The 26633-nt window shown below is 55.6% G+C and carries 17 protein-coding genes, 2 tRNA genes and 3 rRNA genes; 11 read left to right on the forward strand and 11 right to left on the reverse strand.

What is annotated here, in order from left to right; genetic code table 11:
- Positions 1-3: 3 nt before the first annotated feature.
- Both OQH67_RS04795 and OQH67_RS04800 read right to left on the reverse strand, forming a co-directional pair.
- A complete protein-coding gene (locus tag OQH67_RS04795) occupies positions 4-1059 on the reverse strand; it encodes a 3'-5' exoribonuclease YhaM family protein (RefSeq protein WP_215435491.1) in 1056 nt (351 codons plus the stop codon).
- A gap of 104 nt (positions 1060-1163) precedes the next feature.
- The gene (locus OQH67_RS04800; protein WP_215435492.1) at positions 1164-3257 is read right to left on the reverse strand and encodes an alpha-L-fucosidase; all 2094 of its coding nucleotides are present in this window, start codon (positions 3255-3257) and stop codon (positions 1164-1166) included.
- Positions 3258-3410: 153 nt separating this feature from the next.
- Here OQH67_RS04800 and OQH67_RS04805 point away from each other — a divergent pair, with 153 nt between their 5' ends.
- The 3 genes from OQH67_RS04805 to OQH67_RS04815 all read left to right on the forward strand — a co-directional run bounded on the left by OQH67_RS04805 (position 3411) and on the right by OQH67_RS04815 (position 7359).
- Complete coding sequence (locus OQH67_RS04805; RefSeq protein ID WP_215435493.1) at positions 3411-4244, forward strand: deoxyribonuclease IV; 834 nt, start codon at positions 3411-3413, stop codon at positions 4242-4244.
- Positions 4245-4398: 154 nt separating this feature from the next.
- Complete coding sequence (gene eno, locus OQH67_RS04810; RefSeq protein ID WP_215435494.1) at positions 4399-5688, forward strand: phosphopyruvate hydratase; 1290 nt, start codon at positions 4399-4401, stop codon at positions 5686-5688.
- 171 nt (positions 5689-5859) lie between these two features.
- Positions 5860-7359, forward strand: a complete 1500-nt coding sequence (locus OQH67_RS04815; protein ID WP_215435495.1) for a hypothetical protein — start codon at positions 5860-5862, stop codon at positions 7357-7359.
- Positions 7360-7373: 14 nt separating this feature from the next.
- Here OQH67_RS04815 and OQH67_RS04820 read toward each other — a convergent pair whose 3' ends face one another.
- On the reverse strand, positions 7374-8066 hold the full coding sequence (locus tag OQH67_RS04820) for an SWIM zinc finger family protein (protein WP_215435496.1): 693 nt from the start codon (positions 8064-8066) through the stop codon (positions 7374-7376).
- Between the two features lie 373 nt (positions 8067-8439).
- Between OQH67_RS04820 and OQH67_RS04825 the strand changes: the two genes are divergently transcribed.
- From OQH67_RS04825 to OQH67_RS04855, 7 genes are all read left to right on the forward strand, one after another.
- Positions 8440-9114, forward strand: coding sequence for a coiled-coil domain-containing protein (locus OQH67_RS04825; protein ID WP_215435497.1), 675 nt, complete (start codon positions 8440-8442; stop codon positions 9112-9114).
- A gap of 16 nt (positions 9115-9130) precedes the next feature.
- Positions 9131-9340, forward strand: coding sequence for a hypothetical protein (locus OQH67_RS04830; protein ID WP_215435498.1), 210 nt, complete (start codon positions 9131-9133; stop codon positions 9338-9340).
- 25 nt (positions 9341-9365) lie between these two features.
- Positions 9366-10607, forward strand: a complete 1242-nt coding sequence (locus OQH67_RS04835; protein WP_215435499.1) for a GYF domain-containing protein — start codon at positions 9366-9368, stop codon at positions 10605-10607.
- Positions 10608-11458: 851 nt separating this feature from the next.
- Positions 11459-12712, forward strand: a complete 1254-nt coding sequence (locus OQH67_RS04840; protein WP_215435500.1) for a tetratricopeptide repeat protein — start codon at positions 11459-11461, stop codon at positions 12710-12712.
- Positions 12713-12765: 53 nt separating this feature from the next.
- Positions 12766-13296: a hypothetical protein gene (locus tag OQH67_RS04845; RefSeq protein WP_215435501.1), complete on the forward strand. Its 531-nt coding sequence runs from the start codon at positions 12766-12768 to the stop codon at positions 13294-13296.
- Positions 13297-13413: 117 nt separating this feature from the next.
- The gene (gene argH, locus OQH67_RS04850) at positions 13414-14781 is read left to right on the forward strand and encodes an argininosuccinate lyase (protein ID WP_215435502.1); all 1368 of its coding nucleotides are present in this window, start codon (positions 13414-13416) and stop codon (positions 14779-14781) included.
- Positions 14782-14912: 131 nt separating this feature from the next.
- On the forward strand, positions 14913-16592 hold the full coding sequence (locus OQH67_RS04855; protein WP_215435503.1) for a SulP family inorganic anion transporter: 1680 nt from the start codon (positions 14913-14915) through the stop codon (positions 16590-16592).
- A 16-nt stretch (positions 16593-16608) separates the two neighbouring features.
- Here OQH67_RS04855 and OQH67_RS04860 read toward each other — a convergent pair whose 3' ends face one another.
- Positions 16609-16941, reverse strand: coding sequence for a winged helix-turn-helix transcriptional regulator (locus tag OQH67_RS04860; protein WP_215435504.1), 333 nt, complete (start codon positions 16939-16941; stop codon positions 16609-16611).
- 99 nt (positions 16942-17040) lie between these two features.
- On the opposite strand from OQH67_RS04860, the gene OQH67_RS04865 reads away from it, so the two are divergent.
- A complete protein-coding gene (locus tag OQH67_RS04865; protein ID WP_215435505.1) occupies positions 17041-18042 on the forward strand; it encodes a nitroreductase family protein in 1002 nt (333 codons plus the stop codon).
- Between the two features lie 412 nt (positions 18043-18454).
- On the opposite strand, the gene nrdR is transcribed toward OQH67_RS04865, so the two are convergent.
- From nrdR to OQH67_RS04900, 7 genes are all read right to left on the reverse strand, one after another.
- Complete coding sequence (nrdR, locus tag OQH67_RS04870; protein WP_012419886.1) at positions 18455-18946, reverse strand: transcriptional regulator NrdR; 492 nt, start codon at positions 18944-18946, stop codon at positions 18455-18457.
- A gap of 294 nt (positions 18947-19240) precedes the next feature.
- The gene (locus OQH67_RS04875; RefSeq protein WP_215458947.1) at positions 19241-20803 is read right to left on the reverse strand and encodes a sialate O-acetylesterase; all 1563 of its coding nucleotides are present in this window, start codon (positions 20801-20803) and stop codon (positions 19241-19243) included.
- A 349-nt stretch (positions 20804-21152) separates the two neighbouring features.
- A 5S ribosomal RNA gene (rrf, locus tag OQH67_RS04880) occupies positions 21153-21268 on the reverse strand.
- 255 nt (positions 21269-21523) lie between these two features.
- A 23S ribosomal RNA gene (locus OQH67_RS04885) occupies positions 21524-24359 on the reverse strand.
- Positions 24360-24569: 210 nt separating this feature from the next.
- Positions 24570-24646, reverse strand: a tRNA-Ile gene (locus OQH67_RS04890).
- Positions 24647-24752: 106 nt separating this feature from the next.
- Positions 24753-24828 (reverse strand) — tRNA-Ala (locus OQH67_RS04895).
- A gap of 174 nt (positions 24829-25002) precedes the next feature.
- Positions 25003-26514 (reverse strand): 16S ribosomal RNA (locus OQH67_RS04900).
- Together the 16S, 23S and 5S rRNA genes with 2 tRNA genes alongside form the textbook arrangement of a ribosomal RNA operon.
- Positions 26515-26633: the final 119 nt, after the last annotated feature.

Here is a 26633-nt window from a genome sequence, read left to right on the forward strand (position 1 = left end):
CGGTTACGGCATGGCGTCCGCTCCATCCGGAACCAGGGGAAGAACGGAAGGCAGCGGGAGAACGACGTTGGCAGGGAGGGGGGCCTTGCGCTGGAGCACTTTGGGCGCCAGCGCCTCACTCGTTTCATAGGCGCCGCGGAACATCTCCAGCTTGGCGTCCAGATTGTCGATATAATGAAGGGCCACGGCCTCCGGCGTCTTCGGGAACACCGGGGAGCCGAACGCCAGTTCCCCGTGGTGGGAGGCAATCAGGTGCAGCAGGTGCATGCGCACGTCCGGGGAGGGCGGGTCCAGTGTTTTCCAGGAATCCGCTTCCGGCAGAGCCATGATGCGCTTCCACAGATTGTTGACCAGTTCAATTCCCAGAGGAATGTGGCCCAGCAGTTCGCCGGCTTCCGAATACGGCATCGTGAAATCCTCCTTCGGGTAGCAGTTCTCCCACAGCTTTCCGCAGTCGTGGAACAGGCAGCCGGCCAACAGGAGGTCGCGGTTCAGCTCCGGATTTGCCTGGCACACGGCGGAAGCCGTGCGCATCATGCCGGCCACATGCTCCACCAGACCGCCGCGGCGTGCGTGGTGGTACGTTCTGGCGGCGGCGGCACGCTGGAGCCGTTCTGCGAACTGTTCCATGAATTCGACGCACAAGGACCGGATGCGCGGATCGTTCATGCTCTTGATCAACACGCAAATTTCCTTCAAATCCGCCTCCTGCTTCTTCTTCAAGGTCCCGGAACCGGCCAGAAAACTTTCTTTCTCCGTCTCCTCCAGCAGGCGCACGTCCAGATCGGCGGCCTCCATCCCGAAAGAACCCTTGGTCCACTGGCCGCGCAGGCTTACGAAACTGCGGAGCGGCAGGGAGGCCAACACCCGGAACCAGGGCTTGTCTTCCCACACCTTCAATCCCATGGTCCCTTCCGCATCGGCAAAAGTTACGTCCAGGTACGGCTTGTTGCTCTTGGTCAATTTCTGCGCACACTGGGAAATCTGGGCAAAAACTTCCGCTTCCGTCTGGCCTTCCGCGGCCAGTTTTCCCAACTCCATGAGACTGACTTGTTCCATGCGTGCCATCTTGCCCCGCTTCTTCCCATCCGTCAAGAAAACGCCGGGAGCGCGGCCACTTATCTCCGTGCCGTCACGGCAGGTTCCGCAAAAACAGGAATACGCTATTTTTCCAAAACGCCCAGTTCAGCAATGACGACATGACTTCCTTCCAGCACACGCCTGCCTACAAAACGCAGGTAGCGGGCTTTCACGGGAGTTTTCAAATCAATTCTCTGGAGGACGGGATTGGCCCGGATATTGGAAAACTCTCCCTCCGCCGCGGGAGCCCCCCATTCCCTGCCGTCCTCACTGAAATAAACGGCGTATTGGTCAATCGTACCTTTGGCGGAATCCGCGCGCGGAGCGTACAGCACGGCCGCCACATTCACCGCGCGGCCCATGTCGATATCAAGCGCCTGGGGCGGAGCAATCTCTCCCTGCGGGGCATGCGTGTGCCACAAGGTACCGGAATCACCGTCAAAAGCCAGTTCCGGCGCGGAGGCAGCCCTCTCTCCGCCGATCACTTTCCAGTCCCGCGAAGGTACCGGAACCACCCGCGCCGTGACGGAAGACTTCCTGCCATTCCCCTCGCTCGCCGCCTTCACGGTTCCACCGCCGGAAAGGACAAACGGCTTTTCATAAACGGGTGACTGCGGTCCCGGTTCCGTTCCGTCCATCGTGTACCGGATAACGGCTCCCGCCGCAGCCGTCAGCGTTACCCGGCCGTCGCGGTCGTAGCTGACGGAGGGAGCATTCAGAAAACCGGGGTATTTCCACAACGAAACCTCGCAAAGCGCCGGAACGGCCTTGAACCCTTCCAGCACCACGCGCACTTCATCCGTTGTCACGGGCCTCCCTTTCAGCATCACCCTGGCCCCGATGCTGGAACCCTCCGCCCATGGGACGAACCGCCCATTTTCGCACACTTCCACACGGAACTTGCGCACTCTCTGCCCAAGCTGGATGGGCTCCGCCAGGCGGATGACGTCAAACGTCGCGGAATCGGGCAATTTCAGGGTGAGGGAGGGGTTCCTGTCTCCCTTGGAGGCGATCCAGTATGTGGTGCGCTTCCGGTCGAGCACATGCCGCGCCCCGTACCCGTTCAGGGTGGAGGAAGCGCTCGCCTCCGCTCCTTCGGCAAAATTGCGGGAATAAAGTTCGTTCAGCAACGCACGAAATCCCGCCAAGGATTTTTTATCTTCTTCATGGATGCGCCCGCTCCGGTCCGGCGGCACATTCAAATTCAGGTTCGCCCCTCTCCCTACGCTGTTGAAATACAATTCCAGAAGATTCTCCGGCGTCCGTACACGTGCATTCTCGTGATCATGCCAGAACCAGCCCGGACGAATGGAAACGTCCACTTCCGCGGGAATCCAGTACTTCCCGTCCACGGTGCCTTCCACGCCCAGCTGGTAGCGGACCGTGCCGGGGGCAGGTTCCGTTCCGGCCTGCAAGGGTACGGGCGTATAAGTGGCCCAGCACGGATAACCCGCATAGCCGCTCTCATTCCCCACCCACCGGACATCAGGCCCCACATCGGAAAAAATGACGGCGTTCGGCTGGAGCTTCTTCAACTCGCTCCACGTCGTTTTCCACCGATAATAAGTGCTTCTGTCAATAGACCTCTTTTCCCGCGCACCGCCGTAATAACCGTCGCCGCCGTTCGCTCCGTCAAACCAGGCGAGAAAAAGGGGGCCGTAGCCTGTCGCCAGTTCCTTCAACTGCCTGCGGTACATCCCGATATATTCCGGCGTGCCGTAGGAGGAGGCGTTGCGGTCCCAGGGAGACAGGTAAACTCCGAACTTGAGGCCGTATTTTTTGCACGCGCGCGAGACGTCTTTCACAACATCCCCCTTTCCGTTTTTCCACGGGGAGGAAGCCACGCTGTGTCGGGTGGTCTTCGTGGGCCACAGGCAAAACCCGTCGTGGTGCTTGCAGGTCAGCACCACCCCCTTGAATCCGGCATCCGCCAGTGTCCTGACAAGGTCGTCCGCATCAAAATCGGAGGGGTTGAAAAGTTCCGGTTTTTCGTCTCCATAGCCCCATTCCTTCCCGGTAAACGTATTGATCGTGAAATGAACGAAGGCGTACATCTCCATGTCATGCCAGGCCAGCTGTGCCGCGGAGGGAACGGGAAGCAACGGTGCCACCCTCTCCTTCGCCCCGGCGGTTCCCATGCCGGCCGCCAGCACGCACACTCCCAGCAGCGCCGGCACCAATCTGTTTAATAATCTTTTCTTGCAAGTCATCTCGTCCAATCATGTACGTGGAAACGGGTTCCGATTCTTTCCGGTAAACGATGCCTCTCTTTTGGTCTTTTTTCTTCAGGCCGGAATGCTACCATTCCTGCAACTTACGGAACCGCCTTCATGTTACACGTCGGATGCCATCTTTCCTCCGCAAAAGGGTACGAAGCCATGGGCAAGGTAGCCCTCTCCATCGGCGCCAACACCTTCCAGTTCTTTACCCGCAACCCGCGCGGCAGCAAGGCTAAAGCCATTGACGAGCAGGATATCTCCCGCTTTCTGAAGCTCGCCGGGGACAACGGATTCGGCATTCTGCTGGCGCACGCCCCCTACACGCTCAATCCCTGTTCTGCAGACCCCAAGGTAACCCGCTTTGCGGCCCAGGTCCTTCAGGAGGACCTGGCGCTGATGGAATATTTGCCGGGCAGCCTGTACAACTTCCATCCGGGCAGCCATGTAGGCCAGGGAGTGGAAAAAGGCATTGAACTGGTGGCGGCGCAACTGAATGACGTGCTCTCATCCGGACAGACCACGACCGTGCTGTTGGAAACCATGTCCGGAAAGGGCAGTGAAATCGGAAAAACCTTTGAGGAACTGGCCGCCATCATCGAACGGGTGGAACTGAAGGAAAAACTGGGCGTCTGCCTGGACACGTGCCACGTCTATTCCGCGGGCTACGACCTTGTCAACCGCCTGGACGGCGTGCTGGAACACTTTGATTCCGTGCTGGGCCTGGAACGCCTGCGCGCCATCCACCTGAACGACAGCATGACGCCGTTCGCCTCCTTCAAGGACCGCCATGAAACCATCGGCAAAGGTTCGCTGGGTGAACAGGCCTTCATCAACCTCATCAATCATCCGGTCCTGCGGGAATTGCCCTTCTTTCTGGAAACGCCCCGGGACGATGCCGGGCACGGCCAGGAAATAGCCTGGCTGAAAGAACATTACCGCGCCTGAATCCGGCGGAATGCAGCCCCGGTGCCGCCACAGCGTTCCTTTCCTCCCCCGGAAAAAGCTTGCAAGAGCGGTCCATTCGGAATAAACAGGGCGTGCAAATTAGTTTAAACTAACTCATGCGCCTGTTTTTCCACAGGCACCATCATCCGGTTTTATGAAAGAAATGCGCATCGCAAAAATAACAGGGCGTGAAATCCTGGATTCACGCGGCAACCCCACCATTGAGGCGGACGTGTACCTGGAAGGCGGAGCCACAGGCACTGCGGCCGTCCCCAGCGGAGCCTCCACGGGCGAACATGAAGCCTGGGAGCTGCGCGACGGAGACCCGGCCCGCTACCAGGGCAAGGGCGTCACCAAGGCCGTAAACAACATCCGCAACATCATCGCGCCCGCCCTCATCGGCCTGGAAGCGACGGAACAAACCACGGCGGACGCGCTCATGCGCTCCCTGGACGGCACGTTCAACAAGTCCAAACTGGGCGCCAACGCCATTCTGGGCGTTTCCCTGGCCCTGGCCAAGGCCGCTGCCGAGCAGCTCCAGCAACCCCTGTACCGGTACCTGGGCGGCCCCAACGCAAAAGTGCTCCCCGTACCGATGATGAACATCATCAACGGCGGCGCCCACTCCGACGCCCCCATCGACTTCCAGGAGTTCATGATCGTTCCGTCCGGAGCGCCCACCTTCCGGGAAGCGCTGCGCTACGGCGCGGAAGTATTTCATGCGCTCAAATCCGTTCTTCACGGTCGCGGACTGTCCACCGCCGTGGGGGATGAAGGCGGTTTTGCCCCCAATCTTGATTCCGCTGAAGACGCCCTGGACTGCATCGCCCAGGCCGTGGAAAAGGCAGGTTACCGCTTCGGGGAAGACATTGCGATTGCCCTGGATGTAGCCTCCTCCGAATTCTACGATCCCGAATCCGGCCTGTACGTCTTCAAAAAGTCCGACGGAAGCCGCCGCACGGCGGAAGAACTGACGGACTACTACGTGGAACTGAAAAAGAAATATCCCATCGTCTCCATTGAAGACGGCTGCGCGGAAAACGACTGGGACGGCTGGAAAATCCTGACGGACAAGCTGGGCAAAAACACCCAGCTCGTCGGGGACGACCTCTTTGTCACCAATGTGGAATTCCTGCGCAAGGGCATCCGCCTGGGCGTAGGCAACTCCATTCTTGTAAAAGTCAACCAGATCGGCTCCCTCACGGAAACGCTGGATGCCGTGGAACTGGCCATGGGCAGCCGCTATACGGCCGTCATTTCCCACCGTTCCGGAGAAACGGAAGACGCCACGATCGCGGACATTGCCGTAGGCACCAACGCCGGGCAGATTAAAACCGGCTCCCTGAGCCGTTCCGACCGCATGGCGAAATACAACCGTCTTCTCCGCATTGAAGAGGAACTGGGGGAATCCGCCCGCTACGGCAACGGATTCGGTCTCTTCTAACCCATTCCCGCCGAGATTGATACAAAACAATCTCCCATCCCCGCGCCGCATTTGCGGCCGGGGATTTTTCTTATTCCGATGGAATGGAAACTTTTCTTTGCAGGGAAATATGCAATGCTGTGGCGTCCCCTGCCCTGCACTGACTGACTCTTTACCCATCCTCCCCATACCATGCCATCCCGCCTTTCCCTGCCCGCACGCCCCCTGTTGTGCGCGAGTCTGCTGTACCTGGCGCTGCCCATAATTCTGTTCCTGTGGGGATGGCTTCAGCCTCTCTTCTCTCTCCCTCTCTGCGCCGCCGTGGCCTGCGGACTGTACGCCACGGGCCGGAAACTGCCGGAAGGGCGGCTTTCCCTGACGGAACGCGGAACGGTTCTTCTCCTTCTTCTGTCCGCCGGGTGTCTGCTTCTGGCATTCCTGTGCGGTTTTACGGGCCACTTCCAACAGCATGCGGACTTCACCATCCGCAACGCCATTTACGGACAGCTCATCGCGGAACCATGGCCTCTCGTCATGCCGGACGGGCACCATTTCATCTACTATCTGGGCCATTGGCTGCCGCCTGCCTGCGCGGCGTCCTTCTGCCCTGCTGCATACGCCCCCTGGCTGCTGACGGGATGGACTTTCCTGGGGCTGGAACTGGCGCTTCTGACAGCGGCATGCCGCTGGGGAATCCGGAAAACCGCCTGGTGGGCCCTGCTTCTCCTCTGTCTCGGTTCGCCCGCCGCGTCGCTGAACTGCCTGGGCATGCCCCTCTCGTACCTGTTTCCGGAATACCACGCCCAAATAGCCTTGTTCATCGGCATTCCATCCCAAATATTCAACACATTCAACCATGCCGTTCCGGCACTTCTGTGTTCGGTCCTGGTCCTGACGCGTTCCCTGCCCGCCTCCGGCTACTACCTGATGGGAGCCCTGCTGCTGCCCGGTTCTCCCCTGGCGGCCCTGATTCTGCTCCCCTTCATTCTGCATGAAACACTCTTCCGAGACAGCCGGAACAAGGCATCCGGGCCCGGTACGGGCGAACGCCTGCGCACTCTCCTGCGCCGTCCCGTTTTCTGGATAGGGTTCCTGTGCGTGGCGGTTATGAGCCTCTTTTACGCCCATCTGGACGGGGGCGGCCAATTCTCCTGCCTGCTTGCGGACCGATACGCGGCGGCGTTTCACTACACCATGCAAAGGATGGTGCTTTATCCGGACTCCGTCAAGTACGCCAGCTTCCTTCTCTCCCTGCTTCTGAATGTACTCCTGCCGGGGACACTCCTTTTCCCTGCCTGCAGGCGCATGCCCCTGTATTACATCACTCTGGGAGGAATGGCATGCGGCCTCTTTTTCCGGACGGGCATGATGAACAACGAACTTCTGTTCAAGGCCCCCGCCGTGCTTTACCCCTTCCTCGCCTTTCTCTTCCTGTACGCTTTCCGCACCGGAGGCACGCGGTCCCGCATCCTCCTGGCCGTTTACGTGGCACTCACTGCCATTCCTTCCGTGATTTGTGTAACGGAAAAGCTGAGGACATTCTCTACGGACGTCGCCCTCATGCGGACACACCGGCAGGAAAGCTACGGAGGAACGCTCTACCACCCGGAACAACCGCTCTACCGCCAATTCATCAAAAAAGACGGCCACCCTCTTCCCGGCTGGCTGTTCAAGGGATGCCGGAAGCCGTAAAGCCGGAAACCGGCTCAATCCAGCCGAATCCCGAACATGTCGGACAGGGAGCCTGCATCCCTGTCCAGGGCGTCTTCTCTGCCGGAAGCCGGTTCCGGAGCATCCGGAATCAGAATGGACGCGTCAATTCCCCGCAACATAAACAACAGTTCCGGCTGATCGTCCAGCATCACGCCGAACGCGTACAAGACCGCCGCCGCATGCTTGCACAAATCCGCCCAGTCCGGGCAGGAACAGGAAAAGCGCCACTCTTCCGGCCTGGGAAAAAGGCCGCTTTCAGGGTCGCACAAAATACGCAGCAGCTCCGGGGATAAATTCCCTTTCAGCAAATCAATCCAGGACCCGATATGTCCGGCGCACTGCGCACGGAGCCGCTCCAGCGATTCCTCGTCCGGAGTCGCCGCCTCCACGCTTGCCTCATACAAATGCTCCCCCATCACCAGGGCGTCTATCCGGCCGGGGGACACCTTCATGTCCAGAACGCAGCTATAGCGCAAATACGTTCTTCCGGGAGCCAGCCGCATGCCGTACACCTCGCAGGCTCCCAGGCTCTTCATCCATTCCCGGCCCCAGAAGTTCCTTGCCAGATTCCGTCCGGAAGCCGCCACGGGGTGCAATTCCACTCCTTCCGCGGCCAATTCCGCCGCTTTCGCCTCCGCGCGTTCTCGCAAATCCGCCCGTTTCCATTGTCCGGATTCATCATTCATTGAAAAATATCTTACATCCATTCCCCCCAATTCACAAAATATGCATTCCGGCATATCCCTCGTTACGGGAATCAGAATACATTAAATCAAAAATAATCAATAAATTCCGTACATCGCAAAATCGCCTTTTCTCATTAATTTTCACATAACATTCAATACATTTTTTAATTTTCCAACATTTATTCCAAATCAATCTGAGCATGAATCAAAAGGAAGAAATGAATGGAACTTATTTACTATTAAAAAGAATATTGACATCACATTCCCATCTGCATTACCATAATGGCAATAACTTACATAGTTTTTGATATTCCTTGATTTCAGGAAATCCCCCAAGATGCTGCCCGCCTTTCATTCAATCCAACATATGAACATGAACAAAATAATTCCGATGATCGCGACACTCAGCCTGGGGATCAGCCTGCTGGGTTCGTGCGCCTTTACGAAAAATTATTCCGGTTCCGAGGACGATAGAACCCGGGCCCAGGCCAAAACGGTAGGAACAGGGGCTGGAGCCGCCATCGGTGGAGGCACCGCTTTTGGAATAGCCAAACTTTTTGGAGCAAACAATAAAACGGCCGGTTTAATTGCCGGGGCGGGGGCGCTGATCGGAGGATACGTAGGGTACCATATGGGGTCCAAATGGGGGGACTCCATTGTCCGGGAACGTGCGGCCTACAGGAGCCAGGAAGAATACCTCCAGGCCAATATCAAGCAAAGCCAGAAACGCATCAAGGACTTGAACAAGGAAAACAGGCACCTTTCCAAATCCATTGCCTCCCTGAAAACGGAAAAACAAAAACTTAAATCGTCTCATGACGCCATGGCCATCAAAAACCACAATGAATCAATCAAACAGGGATTGAAGGACATAGATTATAAAATGGCCCTGCTGGACAAGGACATACGTACGGCAAAACAGGCAGTTGCCAGTTCTCCGAATACTCAGGAAGTCAACGACCTGAAAGAAGAATTATCCAAACTTCAAAGCTCCAGGAAAACCTACTCCGCCCAGCGCAAGGACCTGAAAAACCTCAGTATCCGTTAACTGTGCCTCAATAATCATGAATACACATATCTTCCTTTTAGCTACCTTGGCATTGCTGCCCGCCTGTTCATTCGAAGGAGGCATCTTCGATTCCAATACAGCCGCAAAAGCCCGCATTCATCAACTGGAACAGGACAATGCGAGCCTGCAACAGCAACAGAAACAACTGCAAAAACGTAATCAATCCCTGAAAGGTGAACAGAAAAACGTGCGCAGCCAATATTAGCCATTCATCCCACGCCCATACCATCATGGAAAACCAAGCCATTTACTATTACCTTTCTCCCGAAGGCGCAAACGTCGGCCCCCTGACTTTGACCCAACTGAAAAACCTTCACCAAGACGGAACCATTACAGACAGCACTTACGTTATTTCCACCATTGAAAAAAAATGGATCACATTTGCGGAACTGCCTGCTCCCATTCCGGCGGATGTCTCCGCTTCCGTTCCAAAACCCGCGCAAGCAGTTGCTGCCCCTGCTCCGGCAGACCCTGTGCAGCCTCTTCGGAAAGGCTTTACGCACAGACTTGAACGGCTCATTCAATTCAATAGCGAAGTCGGTGCATGGCTGGCCAAAGTTATAACCTTTGGAAAATTCAATCCTGAGAATTCCGCCTCATTTGAGCATGCCCTTATTAAAATGGGGATGCTCCAGGTATACTTTGTATGGTTGTCCACAGTTATTTTGTGCGTGACAATCGGACTAATCGTCAATCCTGCTTTTGCCTGGGTAGGCATCTTCATCGGCATTTTTCTTGGATTTTTCTTCCAGTATATTTGCTATCTGTTCACGGAGACCAATATAAAGCTGTTAACTTCAGTTAAAATTCCGTTGGCCAGCATGCTCTTTCCCCGTCTGATGGCAATCGCCTCTCTCTTTCTGATTATTCCCTGCATTATCGGAATGTTCACGGAGCCCGTATATATACCGCTCTTCCTGGCGGTCGGGTTTACTTGTTATCTGACGGCATGGCTATGCCTGCGTTCCAATCGGTTCTTCACATGCATCTGGAAAAAGGCGGAAGCCCAGCACGAACCCATTGCCTTTTTCCGTTTCTTCATCCGCCTCTTTGGAATTACCGCCCATTTAAGTGCTCCAATTCTTCTTGCGGGGGCCATCCTGACTACCGTTATTTCCAGTATATCTCTTTCTACCGCCACTCAGAACAACGATGCAAGAAATACCTCCCCTGTTGCCACGAGCTATTATAACGGACCGTCTCCTTATGGCGGCATGAGAACAAGAAACTATTCTCCTTCCTACATGGATAGTCTGCCAAATACCGGAAAAACGCCAGAAGCTTTCGGATTAGTCACGATATTATCCATCGTATTCCTTTGTTTTCCTGTGATCACTTATTTTGGGGTATGCGTCCTTTCTCTCATTCCCTATATCCTTGATTCATTCAAAAAAATGCCAAAGAGGAAAGGAAAGGAGCCGGATTACGACGACGATGAATTGCAGGAAAGCAAATCATGTCAAATTAGATAAAACATATTGATTCATCTCTCATGAAGGAACCCGTTCTTCCAGACTTTCCGCCGCCACCGCCAGGCGCCCCCCTGCATTCCCATGCTTCCGATGCACCGGGCTCCTCTCATGATTCCCTGGATCTGCCGGATCCCCCTTTGCCCCCGCTTCCGAACAAAGCCAATCCCTTTTTGCAAAAAGGGATTGGCGGTGTTCCCCAAGAGCATCCTGATGAAGCGGATATTCCACTGCCGCCCCCTCCGGCAGAAGCCATTCATAAAGCGCAATCTGCCGATCCGGCCAAATCCATTCCGCAGGAAAGCGCTCTACCCGACCTGCCACCTCCCCCCCTGCCGGAAATTCCATGTCCGGAAGAAGAAACAGCCAAGCCTTCCTCAAAGCGAATCAAGCCGGCAAATGATTCATTACCGCCTCCGCCAACAGTATGCGTGCCTGCCGCTTCTTCTGCCGGACCGGTACCATCTCCCCTCCAGAAACAGACGGTTCCGGACTTGCCTCCCTGTCCGGATTCGGAATCTTCCGCTCCAGAAGGAAAATTTCCCAATCCCTTCGGACAGCAGCCCGGTTCATCAGGCTGCCAATTGCCTCCTCCGCCGGCCTCGCACCGCAGGCATTCTTCTTTCCAGACAAAGGGGATAATAGCCGCTATTTCCCTGATCATTCTTGGCGGCGTCATATGGTATCTGGTCGCTTCCCGCGGAACAGAATCCGATCAGAATGCTGTTGCAGCGGATACACCTCCCTGCGAAACTCCCCCGCCACATGTCGAGCCATCTGTAAACCCGCCACTGTCTCCTGAGCAGTCGCCTCCCGTAACGAAAGAAAATTCGCAGGCTCCATCCGTTCCACCAGTGGAAAAAGAAAAAACGGCGCAGGACTGGGTTGCGGAAGCAGATTTTCTGCTTTCCGGTGAAAAGCCCACGGACTCCGACTATCAACAGGCCATCCAGTGCTATGAAAAAGCGGCGCAGCAGCATCACGGACATGCCCTTTTCCAGCTGGGGCGCATTTATCTGGCCGGAACGGGAGTGGAACAAAACACCAATAAGGCATTCCGCTACTTTCAAGAAGCGGCGCAACAGCACCATCACGGTGCGGAATTCGCGATCTACCGCATGTACCATGCCGGTTTAGGCGTTGCCAGGGATCACCAGCAGGCCTTTTCCTGGCTTGTCCGGGCTGCGGAGGAAGAACCGCTGGCTCAGCTCAAGCTTGCCGAATTTTATTTGAAGGGAATTCCTCCCGCAGAACAATCCCGGAACAAGGCCATTGAACTTATTAAAAAATCCCTGCTGGCGGAACCCTCCCCGGAAGCCGCCATCCTTCTCGGGCGTATTTATTACGAAGGGAACGATGCCTCCGCCCACCGGGAAATTCCAAAACTGGTCCAATCCCATGCCGATCAGAACATTCCAGAAGCCATGAGACTTATGGCGGATATGTATCTCAACCAAAAACACGGTTATCCGGACATTTCCCCGGAAGCGTCACTCAACCTGGCGGAGCTCTGGCTTAACCGCCTTATGAAGCAAGGGGATGCCGATGCGGCATGTCAGCTCGGAATCCATTGGCGGCGCCGTGCCGTGCAGACCAGCGGGCCTGAAAAACAGCAGCTTCTGGGTAAGGCGAAGGAAGCTTTGCAAATGGCGGCCAAGGCAGGCAATCCCGTCGCCATCAAACTGCTGGAAGAAGAAGCATCAAATAATAAATCCGGACTGCTTGATGAAAGACAGTTCAAACCGCTCCTGCAATCCTATGTGGCCGCCAGACAAAATATGGACATGGGTCATTTAAGCGGCTTTTTTGCACGAGAATTGGATTATCAATATATTAAAGGCAAAAAGGCAACTCATGACGCCGTGATGGAAGATATTCGGGAAGGATGGGACAACTGGAAAAACAGGCAATGCACTTACATAGCCGGCGGCAGAAAAGACAACCGGATTGAACTCATCTACCGTTTCCATTACATCTCCGCACAAAATAAAGTCATTCAAGGATACGCCAAGGAAAAATGGACACTGGATGCCGAAGGAAAAATCATGCACTGGAGAGAACAGATTTTCAAAAAGAGCATGCCTTCCCTCTCTCCCGGTTTTAAATAAATCAAAGAAGAATAAAAATACGGCACACATCCCCATATTGGGGTACTGCATCCATGAAAAGGCTTCTCCTGTTTTCCTTTTTTGTTACCGTCTTCGTAATCATCTGGTTTGGCGTGCGGCTTTATCAATCGTTTCACCAGGATGAGACGGCTGTGGAGGCAGCCTATCACGGAACCATCCATGTCAACAAAAAGCCGGAGGAATTTCTGCTGACCATCCTTTCACGGGAAGGAAATTCGTTTAAGGGGAAATTGGAAATGCAGAACCGTTTTCAAAATGCGAAAAACCTTGCACGTTTTCCGGTGCAGGGAACCTGCTCCAATGACACCATTCAGATCCAAATGCTTAATTCCGTCTCCTGGAAAATAATCGGAGGCTTGATGAATCGGTGCTCCGATGCGGGAAACGACATGCTGGAAACAAAGGTTCTGCCGAAAACGGATCTGCCAAATCAGGAAATACTGGCCAATTTTACCGGAAAAACTTCAGACGGAGGGAATACCTTCCACGGTACGTATGCTCCTTACGACCGCCAGCAGGGAATCTTCTACTTTGAACTGCATCTGCGGAAGCCGGAACAATAAAAATGCCCCATATTCCATTCATTTGCGGGGACAGGCCCTCATAATGGCCCGCCATTTGATTCCATTACCCATTTCAGGCTTTTAAAACTGCGCGGCTTGGGGCACAACAGGGGCGTCATGTGGAAAGGCAGATTTTCTAAACCCACCGCAGACCTGGTTCAACGCTATGGCGAGTCCGTCTCCTACGACTGGAGGCTCTTCCGCCAGGACATTGCCGGGTCCATTGCCCACGCCCGGGCGCAGCTCAAGGCAGGATTGCTCAACCGGGAAGAGTTCGACGCCATCGAATCCGGCCTCAAAGACATCCTGAAAGACATTGAAGAAGGAAACTTTACCTGGAGCCGGGAGCTGGAGGACGTGCACATGAACATTGAGAGCGAGCTGACCCGCCGCATCGGCGCGCCCGGCGCCAAGCTGCACACGGCCCGCTCCCGTAATGACCAGGTGGCTACGGATACGCGCCTCTACTGCCGCACGGAGATTGATGAAATCCTGGAAAAGGTGCGCCGCCTGCAGCGGGCCCTGGTCATGAAGGCCAGGGAATACGCGGATGCCATGATGCCCGGCTACACCCATCTCCAGCGCGCCCAGCCCGTCACGATGGGCCACCATCTCCTGGCCTACGTGGAAATGCTGAACCGCGATGCGGACCGCCTGAAGGACTGCCGCAGGCGGCTGAACGTCTCTCCGCTGGGTTCCGGAGCCATTGCCGGTTCCACCATTTGCCTGGACCGCCACGAAATAGCCGTGGAACTAGGTTTTGACGCCGTCACGGAGAATTCCATGGACGCCATTGCGGACCGGGACTACATCATGGAAACCCTGTTCGACCTGGCCGTCATCGGCGCCCATCTTTCCCGCCTGAGCGAAGACGTCATCCTGTGGTGTACGGCGGAATTCGGCTTTGCCACTCTTTCCGACGCCCACACGACGGGCTCCTCCCTGATGCCCCAGAAGAAGAATCCGGACGTCGCGGAACTGACCCGCGGCAAGACGGGGCGGCTGTACGGCAACCTCACCGCCGTCATGGTAGCCGTCAAGGGCCTGCCGCTGACCTACAACCGCGATCTTCAGGAAGACAAGGAACCGCTTTTCGATTCCATCGACACCATCAAGCTGGCCCTGGATGTCAACGCGGAGATGATCGCCGCCATGACGGTCAACACGGAGCGCGCCCTGGAAGCGGCCTCTGATCCCATGCTGCTGGCCACGGATCTGGCGGACTACCTGGTGCGCCGCGGCGTTCCCTTCCGCCAGGCCCACGAATTGGTCGGCAAGGCGGTCGCCATGAGCATTTCCACCGGAACTCCGCTTCATCAGTTGAGCGACGATCAATTCGCTTCCATCTCGGATGCCTACGGAACGGATGCGCGCAGTGTATTTGAATTGACAAAAGCCTTCTCCCAGCGTACCAACCCGGGGGCTCCCAATTCCGAAAATACCCGCCGCCGCATCGCCTACTGGGAAAACGTCCTTTCCAAATAGCACGGCTTCAGGAGGCGGACGGAACGAAGAGCCGGCCGTCCGCCTCCACGGCGCGCCCTCAGGCGCAGACAGGGGGAGTTTTCCAACCATCCCCGGCATGGCACAGCGCCATAGCCCCAGATCCGGCAGCCATGTTCAAACCAGCTCTCGTTTCCTCCCTCAAAACCTACACCAGGCAAACATTCCTCTCAGACCTCTTCGCGGGGCTGACCGTGGGCGTCGTAGCCATTCCTCTGGCCATGGCCTTCGCCATTGCATGCGGGCTTTCCCCGTCCCAGGGGCTTGTCACCGCCATTGTGGCCGGGTTCCTCATTTCCCTGTTCAGCGGCAGCAAGTACCAGATAGGCGGCCCCACAGGCGCCTTTGTGATCATCATTATGGGCGTGCTGGAACAGTATCACGCCTCCGGCCTGCTGATCTGCACCTTGATGGCGGGCGTCTTTCTCATCATCTTCGGCGTCTGCCGCATGGGGGCGCTCATCCGCTTCATCCCCTTCCCCGTCACCACGGGATTTACCTCCGGCATTGCCGTGGTGATCTTCTCCACACAGATCAAGGACATCTTCGGCCTCACCATTGCAGAGAAAATTCCCGGTGATTTCATCGACAAATGGGCGTGTTACTTCCAGCACTTCCACACCGTCAACTGGGCCGCGCTGGGACTGGCCGCCGGAACCGTCATTCTTACCCTGCTGAGCCGCCGCTTCTGGCCCAAGGGCCCGGCCATGCTGGTAGGCATGCTGGGAATGACGGCCGTTTCCGTGGCCTTCACACTCCCCGTAGCCACCATCGGGCAGGCCTTCGGCAGCCTGCCGAACACATTGCCCATGCCATCCCTCCCCCATATCGAGTGGCACAACGTGGGCGCGCTGACGGCGCCCGCCTTTACCATCGCCCTGCTGGCGGCCATTGAATCCCTCTTGAGCGCGTCCGTCGCGGACGGCATGACGGGCGGACGGCACAAACCGAACATGGAACTTATCGCCCAGGGCATCGGCAACATCGGCTCCGCCCTGTTCGGCGGCATTCCGGCCACCGGAGCAATTGCCCGCACGGCTACCAACATCAAGGCGGGGGCAAAAAGCCCGGTTTCCGGGATGATCCATTCCCTGACACTGCTGGCCATCCTGATGGCCTTCGCGCAATATGCCCAGCAAATCCCGCTGGCCGTGCTAGCGGGCATCCTGACCGTCGTGTGCTACAACATGAGCGAGATGCACACCTTCCGCCGCCTGCTGAAGGGCCCCAGGCAGGACGCGGCCGTGCTGGTGATCACCTTCCTGCTGACCGTCTTTGTGGACCTTGTCGTGGCCGTGGAAGTGGGCGTGGTGCTGGCCGCCCTGCTCTTCATGGGCCGGATGGCGCAGATCAGCGACGTTTCCGCCATCAAGAACGAACTGCTGGACGACGATTCCGAAGACAGCGGAGACCGTTCCACAGCCAAACTCAATATCCCGGAAGGAGTGGAAGTGTTCGACGTCAAGGGCCCCTTCTTCTTCGGAGCGGTGGAGCAATTCAAGGACCAGGTACTGAAAACGCTGGAACACGATACGAAGGTAGTCATCCTGCGCATGCGGCTGGTTCCCGCGCTGGACGCCACCGGTCTGAACGTCCTGTCCGACTTCTGCCACCAGTGCCGGGAACACGGCTGTACCCTGCTTGTCTGCGGCGTGCAGCCCCAGCCGCTGGATGTCATCCGCCACGCTCCCTTTTACCGGGAATTGAAGCGCTACAACATTTGCGAGAATATTGACGCCGCCCTGATCCGAGCCGACAAGGTTCTCAACGGCCCCGCTCCAAAACATCTGTAAGAGAGAAGGAGGACGGTCAGGCTCCGTGCGCCTCCAGATAGGAAGCTCCCCACGCGTTCATGGCTTCCAGCACGGGAAGAACGCTCCTGCCGAACGGCGTCAGGGAATATTCCACCTTGGGAGGAACGACGGGATAGACTTTCCGCTCCACCAGCTTGTCCGCCTCCAGTTCCCGGAGCTGCTGGGCAAGCATCTTGGTCGTGGCCTCCGGAACCAGCCGGTGCAGTTCATTGAACCGGAGAACGGAGTTCTGGTAAAGAAACCAGAGGATCACAATCTTGTATTTCCCCCCGATCAGGGAAAGAGTTGCCCCGCAGGGGCAGCGGTAGGTGGAAGGGGGGTTCTTCATGGCTTCAGTAACTTTTTGGGTACTATATTACAAAACAGTGCCTACTTGTCAAAAAATCCCTGTCGCCCTATTCTGAGCGGAACTCCATTTCCGCCAGATATGAAAGTGACTATTGACCAAGAAAAGTGCATCCATTGCGGCCTGTGCAAAAAAGCCTGCATCCTCACCCGCTTTTGCGGATTCGACTCCCTGGAACAAGCCGCAGAACAGCACTGCATCAACTGCGGCCACTGCGTCGCCGTCTGCCCTCGGCAGGCTATCAGCCATGCCACCGTTAAAAAAACGGAACCCATCGGTCCCGTCCCGGATGAGCAGGGATTCCTGAATCTGCTGATGAAAACCAGGAGCGTCCGGCATTTCAAGCCCTCTCCCGTCGGCAGGGAAGCCTATGACCTCATGCGCCGCGTGGCGGAATACTCCCAATCCGGCCTGAACGCCCAGGAAATCCGTCTGATAGTCATCGAGCATCCGGACGCCCTCGCCCACATCAGGAAGGCGGCCATGCATATGTACGGGAAACTGGAGAAGCTGGCCCGGTTCCCTCTGACGCGCTTCTTCCTGAAACTGGCCCTGAACCGGAGGGACTACCGGTCCGTGATTTTTGAAAGCGCTACGCATACCCTGCGCCGGCAGACTCAGGCGCGGGGCGAAGACCCCATTCTGTACGGAGCTCCGGCACTGATTCTGCTGACCGGTCCGGCGGCATCGCAAACCGGCCGGGAAGACGCCACCGTCATTTCCCAGAATATCATGCTGGCCATGACTTCCCTGGGACTGGGATGCTGCTACATGGGCGGATTGGTCCTGGGATGCCGGATGCTCAAATACCAGCCTCTTCTCCAGGCTCTGCAACTGCCGGAAAAGCAGGAAGTGTACCAATCCTTCGTTCTCGGCGCCCCCACCCTGCAACTCAGACGCATGCCGGAACGGAAACGCCGTGAAATCACTTTCCGCCGAATCTCCGGTCAACGACCGGAATCCTCTTCCTCATACCGGGAAAGCAGGAAGTCCAAATCTTCCAGCAAATGCTGGCTGGTGCTGTTCCAGCGCTTCTTTCCCTGCAGGGCCAGAACACATTCCTTTTTATCCGTAAAACGGTAGCGGGTAATGCCCTGTTCCCGGAGGCGGGAAAGGTACTGCCTCAGCTCACCGTCAAAGAACAGCCAGAACGGCACGCTGCGCGCGATCTCCGCCACGCTGACCGTCATGGGCGGCGTCATGTCTTTCAATTCCCTGGCCAGATGGGCAAGGCCCACGTCCCGGAGCATGCGGCGGATGCGGTCATACAGGTCGGACAGGGACATGACGGACAGGTCGCATTCATGCTCCAGATAATAGCGGACGGAAGCGAGCAGGTCTTCCTTGAACGGCAAAGTCGTTCCCGCCTGGCGCGCGGCGGATTCCAGCGCGTCGGCCAGCCACTGCTCACCGTACTCGGCGATCAGGAAGTCGCCGAGTTTGAGCAGAGGTCTGTTGTTTCTGAAGCCGATCATGGAAAATGGATGGGAAGACGTTATAAAATGGGCAATTTGCGCTGAAGGGGATCAATCAGCGTCTGGTGGCGCATCTGAGTGATTTCCTGAATGAATTCCTCCACATTGGAAAACTGGCGGTACACGGACACGTAGCGGATGTAGGCTACGGGATCAATGGCGTACAGCTTTTCAATCACCTTCTTGCCGATCTCGCTGGACGGCACTTCCCGCAGGTGGTCCCGGTGCAGTTCGGAGATGATTTCCTCCACCGCGCGGTCCAGGCGGTCCATGCTGACGGGGCGCTTTTCACAGGCTTTGACGAGGCCCCTTAAGATTTTTTCACGGTTCAGGGCTTCCCGCAGGTTGTCCCTCTTCACAACGCGCAACTCCGTACGCTCGATTTGTTCATACGTCGTGTAGCGGTAATCGCACCTCAGGCAGACACGGCGGCGGCGAATCGTCGTCCCGTCCTTGGACATGCGGGAGTCGATGACCTTGTCCTCCAGATGACCGCACTGAACACATCTCATGCCGGAACCATACTACCATATAGCGCGTCCATAAAGAAAAAAGTACGCCAAATATAGTGCAGAAGGCTTAACCATCAATATTTCCCAAACACCGTTTCATGTAAATAAAACGCGCGTGGAATATCCCTTTTTCCCGCCATGAAAAGGATTTCCGCACATGCCGGGATTGTGAATAAGCGGCAGACAAAAGCCCGCATGGCTTGCATGGAAGGCTGCCATTATTTTCAGGCGAGCCCTACCGCCGGGGAAAACCGCCCCCGGAGTACCCCAAGACATGCTATTTCTCATTGCCGGTCATTCATTCACCGTGCCGCCCTCATTGACGACGGAGCCTGCGGGCAATCTCGTTCCGTTCAAATTCAGGACTGCGCCTTTCCTGACCGTAATCCGTCCCAAATTCAATGACTGTCCGTCCATCCCTTCCAAAAACATCTCCGTTCCCGCGGACAACACCCAGGAACACTTCAGGGAGGAAGTCCGCACATTCCTGAACACAATCTTGGCCGCACTCTGCTGCTCCCCTCCATTTTCCCGGACGACATGCACCTCCGCCTGTCCGGACAGAAGCCCAGGCAGAGCCTTCCCGTCCAGCGCCGCAGGTTCCCGCGACGCTATCGTTACCGCGGAACCACCGGGAATGTTCCAGGTCTGCCGTCCCGCCAGTTGAACATTTCCCTTGATGAGCAGATTTTTTCCTTCCGACAGGCGAATGCCTCCCGGTCCCAGCACCAGCCGGTCCCCGGACGCGCCAGCACCTTCAATCACCACCGTATTCACCGCCGGATCTTCCACCCGTATGCCGAACAATTTTACTGTGCCGGACACCACGCTCGGCTTGATGGAAGAAGCCACATTCCATACACACACGTTTTTTCCCGGCTGCTTCCTGTTCATCCATGCTTCCGGCGCTCCCAGCGGAACATCGTAGCGGCCACTGCGGACAGAGCCCGCATCCTTTCCCGCCAGCCGGGCCGCTTCGTAGGCAAACCGCGCACCGATGCTGATCTGGGCAGCCCCACTGTAATGCACTCCCATAGTGTCCCCTGCCGTCAGCTTGGGAAGGTCTCTGGTAGGAGCATAGCCCATGCCCGGACGGGAAGCCGCCAGACTCTTCATGACCTGCTGAGTCGTTTTTCCCTGTACGGTGGTATCGCGGCCTTCCAGCCCTCCGGTAATATTTCCAGTCTCCGCATCCGTTTCATTCCTGCCGTCCCAGTTCGCATTCTCCCCAATGATGGCCTTCTGCGCAGCCAGAGCAGACGTATCTCCGTAAGGTTTCAGATCTGCCGACAGATCGTTCAGCAACTCCAGAAAACGGGACGCACTTTCCGGAACGGAAGTGCCCGTGTTGCTCTCCCCCTGCAAATACAGGAGCCCGGAAAACGTTACCTTGGAATATCTGGACCTGTCCACAGCCCCGCAAGCGTTTTTAACAGCCTGCACCAGTGCCTGATAAGCCTGGCCGTGCTTCTGCCAGTGGGAATTGTCCCCTCCGTCCCTGGAGGCCTTTACGACTGCAACATCCGCATCCTTGAACCACCCGTTTTTCTCCAAGGTAAAGGCAAACCCGTACTCCGGCCCCATGCACAAATTACCGTTATAGCGCGGCATCGCAGGCCGAACTTGTTCCCAGGCCGTGGAAGCTCCGGGAAACACCCCCTCCCGCTGCCCGAAATTCTCATGCCAGTACAGCGTGGCCTGCGGTTCATACTTCTTCAGCAGCTCCGGTGAAGCGGGACTGCCTTTCACTGCCCCCAAAGAGTTGGACTGGCCCGTCAGTAAAAAAATCTTCAACTCTCTGGCTGAAGCCATGGAAACGGAACAAGCCAACAGGAAAAGCAGCAAAATTTTTTTCATGGTGAAAGCTTATCAGAAGCTTACCATACGCAATTTCCTTAATGGGGCAAGATCACAGACAGCGGTTTGTATAAAGACCAGCCTTTGTTTTCCAGTGGTCCTTAAGTTCCGTGGTTCTTTTCAAGTGTTCGTTACAATTTTTTAGTGGACATATTGGCCGTAATGGTGCCGACATCAAACTCTCTTTGTCCCTTAAGTTTCCGGAGCCCCCTCTGTCCCTTAAGTTTACCGTGTCCCTTAGGTCCATTGAGTCCATTAATATCTTAATGGCATGTTTAAATGGGTTGTTTTCAAGAAAAAGAACAAGCCCCTGGAGTTGTTTAAACTCCAGGGGCTTGATGGTAAAAAATCCCGGCGGCGACCTACTCTTGCGGGACCTATCGTCCGACTACCATTGGCGCGGCAGCGTTTCACTTCCGGGTTCGGAACGGGACCGGGTGGGACCACTGCGCTCTGGCCACCGGGCTTCAGGGGGGAGCTTCTCTGTTGGGAGGGGCTTCATCCTGCCTGCCCGGCGCCCTTGTTAGGGGTGCTTTTTTGGGGGGGATTTTTTTAGTGTTTGTTGTGTGGCAAGGAGATTTTCTTCCTGTTTAAGGTGAATGTGTTATTGGGAAGGGGGTCAGCGTAAACTGACATCTGCGTGGCTGGTGGTGTTATTTCATGCATATGGTGAATAGGACATTTGGTAAGTTGTATTCACGATTGGGAGTGTGATGTAATATGATGAAGTCTATCGGTGATTAGTATCGCTTGGCTCAATACATTGCTGCACTTACACCTGCGACCTATCGACGTGGTGGTCTTCCACGAACCTATAGGGAAAACTCATCTTGGGATGGGCTTGGCGCTTAGATGCTTTCAGCGCTTATCCCTTCCGCACTTAGCTACTCGGCCATGCACTTGACAGTACAACCGATGCACCAGTGGTGCGTCAGACCCGGTCCTCTCGTACTAAGGTCTGAACCCCTCAATTTTCCAACGCCCACAGAGGATAGAGGACCGAACTGTCTCGCGACGTTCTGAACCCAGCTCGCGTGCCGCTTTAACCGGCGAACAGCCGGACCCTTGGGACCTTCTCCAGCCCCAGGATGCGACGAGCCGACATCGAGGTGCCAAACCACGCCGTCGATATGAACTCTTGGGCGTGATCAGCCTGTTATCCCTAAGGTACCTTTTATCCGTTGAGCGACGGCAATTCCACTTTCTACCGCCGGATCACTTGGGCCTGCTTTCGCATCTGCTCGACTTGTTGGTCTCACAGTTAGGCGGGCTTATGCCCATGCACTCGACACCCGGTTGCCAACCGGGCTGAGCCCACCTTCGCGCTCCTCCGTTACTCTTTGGGAGGATACCGCCCCAGTAAAACTGACCGGCTGACACGGTCCTCTGGCCGGATTCACGGCTCAGGGTTAGATCCTCCAGTTTCAAAGGGTGGTGTCTCATTGATGACTCGGATGCCCCCTAAAGGGCATCTTCAGCGTCTCCCACTTACTCTGAGCATTAAAACCGAAGAAACAATGACAGCTTACAGTTAAGGTCTATAGGGTCTTTCCGTCCTTCTGCGGGTAGGCGGCATCTTCACCGCCACTACAATTTCACTGAGCGCCTGGTTGAGACAGTGCCCAACTCGTTTCACGATTCGTGCAGGTCGGAACTTACCCGACAAGGAATTTCGCTACCTTAGGACCGTTATAGTTACGGCCGACATTCACCGGGACTTGGGTTCAGAGCTTCGCCTTGCGGCTAACCCCTTGCCTTAATCTTTCGGCATTGGTCACGTGTCACACCCTATACTTCGACTTGCGTCTTTGCAGAGTGCTGTGTTTTTGATAAACAGTCGGTTGGGCCATTTCTCTGCGGCCTGCATCGCTGCAGGCACCCCTTCTTCCGAAGTTACGGGGCTAATTTGCCGAGTTCCTTAACCAGGTTTCACTCTTACGCCTTGGTATATTCTACCCACCCACCTGTGTCGGTTTGCGGTACGGGTCGCTTAGCATACGCTGGGGCTTTTCTTGGCACTCGATTTGATGATGCGCTGGGTCCGTGGACCCAGCTCGGAATTCAATAACCTGGTCATCTCTTCTCATGCGTCCCCCCAGTTTAAGGGTCGCGAGCTCAGGATTATTAACCTGATATCCATCGCCTACGCCTCTCGGCCTCGGCTTAGGTCCCGGCTAACCCAGGGACGAAACACGTTGCCCTGGAAACCTCGGGTTTACGGCGGCCGGGGATTTCACCCGGCTTTACGTTACTCATGTCTGCATACTCACTTGCATGCGCTCCAGGGTCAGTCGCCATCACCCTTCAATGCGCATGCAACGCTCTTCTACCACTCTGCCTTGCGGCAAAGTCCAGAGCTTCGGTATAACGCTTGATCGCCAATCATTTTCGGCGCAGGATCACTCGATGAGTAAGCTATTACGCATTTTTTAAATGGTGGCTGCTTCTAAGCCAACATCCTCACTGTCTGTGTAATCCCACATCCTTTCCACTCAGCGTTATTTAGGCACCTTAGCTGCTGGTCTGGGTTGTTTCCCTCTCGACAATGAAGCTTATCCCCCACTGTCTCACTGCCACGTTCCATTGCACGGTATTCGGAGTTTGATAAGGTTTGGTAAGCGGGTGTGCCCCCTAGCCTTGTCAGTGCTCTACCCCCGCGCATCAGCACGTGACGCTGCACCTAAATGCATTTCGAAGAGAACCAGCTATCACGGGGTTTGATTAGCCTTTCACTCCTACCCTCAGCTCATCAGAGAACTTTTCAACGTTCACCTGTTCGGTCCTCCACATGGTTTTACCCATGCTTCAACCTGGCCAAGGGTAGGTCACCTCCGCTTCGGGTCCAGTACCTGCGACTTAATGCGCCCTATTCGGACTTGCTTTCGCTGCGACTCCGGGCCGGAAGCCCTTAGTCTTGCCACAAACACTGACTCGCAGACTCATTAAACAAAAGGCACGCCATCGCAGATTGCTCTGCTCTGACACTTTGTAGACATACGGTTTCAGGTTCTATTTCACTCCGCTCACAGCGGTTCTTTTCACCTTTCCCTCGCGGTACTTGTTCACTATCGGTCGCCAACTAGTATTTAGCCTTGCGCGGTGGTCCGCGCTGATTCATACATCGTTCCACGTGTGATGTATTACTCAGGATACCACTAATTCCCACTCTGGATTTCGTCTACAGGGCTTTCACCTTCTATGGCCAGCCTTTCCAGACTGTTCTACTATCCACTATGGTCGAATATGTCGTGGTCCTACAACCCCGAAGGAGTACCTTCGGTTTGGGCTCCATCCGCTTTCGCTCGCCACTACTTACGGAATCGATTTCTCTTTCTTTTCCTCCGCTTACTGAGATGTTTCACTTCAGCGGGTATTGCGTTTCATACCCTATGTATTCAGGTATGAACGACCAGGTATTACCCCAGTCAGGTTACCCCATTCGGACACCCCCGGATCATCGCTTGCTTGCAGCTTCCCGAGGTTTTTCGCAGCTTGCCGCGTCCTTCTTCGCCTGTTGGCACCAAGGCATTCACCGTACGCCCTTACTTACTTCATCATATTGCAAAAGTTTTTTACCACTCCTACAATACCACAAAGCCCTTTCGTGACTTACTGTATTGTCTTTTTATCTTGGTATGCATGTTTTTGTGTTGTTGTAGTTGTTGTTATTCAACTACCCACTTGTTGGAAAGCGATTGCTTCTCAGCAATCGTTTTCTTTGCCACGCAGATGTCAATTTTCGTCTTCCTTCCAATAAGCAATTTCTTGGTGGGCCTGACAGGACTTGAACCTGTGACCCCGCGCTTATCAAGCGCGTGCTCTAACCAACTGAGCTACAGGCCCGGCTTGGGTCTCTTGCAGTTGATAGGGAATAGGTAACAGTTAATAGTTAACAAGTAATGGTTAATAGTTAACAGTTCTTTTCCTCTTTCAACCCGCTTACCGAAACTGGTGGAGGCACGGGGACTCGAACCCCGGACATCCAGCTTGCAAAGCTGGCGCTCTACCAACTGAGCTATACCCCCAGTTGCGGTTCTTTCTGAAAAAAAGGCCGTGACGCACGTCGTACCGGCTCCGCTCAAAGGCGAGCCTGCTTTACACATCTTGTTGTAGTTCGTTGCGCTCCCTCGCGAGATACGCTTTCTCATCCCTCGGGACGAGAGCCGACCTATGCAGTCAATGCTGCACTTACTCCATAGAAAGGAGGTGATCCAGCCGCAGGTTCCCCTACGGCTACCTTGTTACGACTTCATCCCAGTTACCAGTCTCACCTTAGGACCCTGCCTCCTTGCGGTTGGCTTCAGATACTTCGGGTGCGACCGGCTTCCATGATGTGACGGGCGGTGTGTACAAGACCCGGGAACGTATTCACGGCGCCGTAGCTGATGCGCCATTACTAGCGATTCCGGCTTCGTGTAGGCGGGTTGCAGCCTACAGTCCGAACTGGGCCCAGTTTTCAGGATTTCCTCCGCCTCGCGGCTTCGGCCCCCTCTGTACTGGGCATTGTAGTACGTGTGCAGCCCTGGGCATAAGGGCCATACTGACCTGACGTCGTCCCCACCTTCCTCCCAGTTGATCTGGGCAGTCTCGCCAGAGTCCCCGACATTACTCGATGGTAACTGGCAACAGGGGTTGCGCTCGTTGCTGGACTTAACCAAACATCTCACGACACGAGCTGACGACGGCCATGCAGCACCTGTGTAACGCCTCCGAAGAGTCGCATGCTTTCACATGTTGTTCATTACATGTCAAGCCCAGGTAAGGTTCTTCGCGTTGCATCGAATTAAGCCACATACTCCACCGCTTGTGCGGGTCCCCGTCAATTTCTTTGAGTTTTAATCTTGCGACCGTACTCCCCAGGCGGCACGCTTAACGCGTTAGCTCCGGCACGCAGGGGGTCGATTCCCCGCACACCAAGCGTGCACCGTTTACTGCCAGGACTACAGGGGTATCTAATCCCTTTCGCTCCCCTGGCCTTCGTGCCTCAGCGTCAGTTAATGTCCAGGAACCCGCCTTCGCCACGAGTGTTCCTCTCGATATCTACGCATTTCACTGCTACACCGAGAATTCCGGTTCCCCCTCCATTACTCTAGTCTCGCAGTATCATGTGCAATCCAGGGGTTGAGCCCCTGCCTTTCACACACGACTTACGAAACAGCCTACGCACGCTTTACGCCCAGTGATTCCGAACAACGCTTGAGACCTCTGTATTACCGCGGCTGCTGGCACAGAGTTAGCCGTCTCTTCCTCTTGTGGTACTATCTTTTTAATTTGCTCCCACATGACAGGGGTTTACAATCCGAAGACCTTCATTCCCCCACGCGGCGTCGCACCATCAGGGTTGCCCCCATTGTGAATGATTCTCGACTGCTGCCACCCGTAGGTGTCTGGACCGTGTCTCAGTTCCAGTGTGGCCGGACATCCTCTCAGACCGGCTACCCGTCATCGCCTTGGTGAGCCGTTACCTCACCAACTAACTAATAGGCCGCGAGCCCATCTCCTAGCGCATTGCTGCTTTGATCTTTCAATCGTATGCGGTATTAATCCCGGTTTCCCAGGGCTATCCCCCACTAAGAGGCAGGTTACTCACGTGTTACTCACCCGTGCGCCACTAGAGAATTATTAGCAAGCTAGCAATTCTCCCGTTCGACTTGCATGTCTTATCCACGCCGCCAGCGTTCGTTCTGAGCCAGAATCAAACTCTCCATCAAATATAATTTTTGAAATTGCTGGACCAAATGGAATCTCTCGATTTCATTTGCGCCATGCTTCGCAAGCTCTTCACTCGGGTTTGTCTCCCTCATGCCTCTTCGCTTATACCAGCACGGCG

It is taken from the genome of Akkermansia biwaensis (genome assembly GCF_026072915.1).
GTDB lineage: Bacteria > Verrucomicrobiota > Verrucomicrobiia > Verrucomicrobiales > Akkermansiaceae > Akkermansia > Akkermansia biwaensis.

Bases quoted from the DNA above. Each gene is read 5' to 3' on its own strand.
- OQH67_RS04795 (WP_215435491.1), bottom strand. From the start codon at position 1,059: ATGGAACAAGTCAGTCTCATGGAGTTGGGAAAACTGGCCGCGGAAGGC.
- OQH67_RS04805 (WP_215435493.1), top strand. From the start codon at position 3,411: ATGTTACACGTCGGATGCCATCTTTCCTCCGCAAAAGGGTACGAAGCC.
- eno (WP_215435494.1), top strand. From the start codon at position 4,399: ATGAAAGAAATGCGCATCGCAAAAATAACAGGGCGTGAAATCCTGGAT.
- OQH67_RS04815 (WP_215435495.1), top strand. From the start codon at position 5,860: ATGCCATCCCGCCTTTCCCTGCCCGCACGCCCCCTGTTGTGCGCGAGT.
- OQH67_RS04820 (WP_215435496.1), bottom strand. From the start codon at position 8,066: ATGAATGATGAATCCGGACAATGGAAACGGGCGGATTTGCGAGAACGC.
- OQH67_RS04825 (WP_215435497.1), top strand. From the start codon at position 8,440: ATGAACAAAATAATTCCGATGATCGCGACACTCAGCCTGGGGATCAGC.
- OQH67_RS04830 (WP_215435498.1), top strand. From the start codon at position 9,131: ATGAATACACATATCTTCCTTTTAGCTACCTTGGCATTGCTGCCCGCC.
- OQH67_RS04835 (WP_215435499.1), top strand. From the start codon at position 9,366: ATGGAAAACCAAGCCATTTACTATTACCTTTCTCCCGAAGGCGCAAAC.
- OQH67_RS04845 (WP_215435501.1), top strand. From the start codon at position 12,766: ATGAAAAGGCTTCTCCTGTTTTCCTTTTTTGTTACCGTCTTCGTAATC.
- argH (WP_215435502.1), top strand. From the start codon at position 13,414: ATGTGGAAAGGCAGATTTTCTAAACCCACCGCAGACCTGGTTCAACGC.
- OQH67_RS04855 (WP_215435503.1), top strand. From the start codon at position 14,913: ATGTTCAAACCAGCTCTCGTTTCCTCCCTCAAAACCTACACCAGGCAA.
- OQH67_RS04860 (WP_215435504.1), bottom strand. From the start codon at position 16,941: ATGAAGAACCCCCCTTCCACCTACCGCTGCCCCTGCGGGGCAACTCTT.
- OQH67_RS04865 (WP_215435505.1), top strand. From the start codon at position 17,041: ATGAAAGTGACTATTGACCAAGAAAAGTGCATCCATTGCGGCCTGTGC.
- nrdR (WP_012419886.1), bottom strand. From the start codon at position 18,946: ATGAGATGTGTTCAGTGCGGTCATCTGGAGGACAAGGTCATCGACTCC.
- OQH67_RS04875 (WP_215458947.1), bottom strand. From the start codon at position 20,803: ATGAAAAAAATTTTGCTGCTTTTCCTGTTGGCTTGTTCCGTTTCCATG.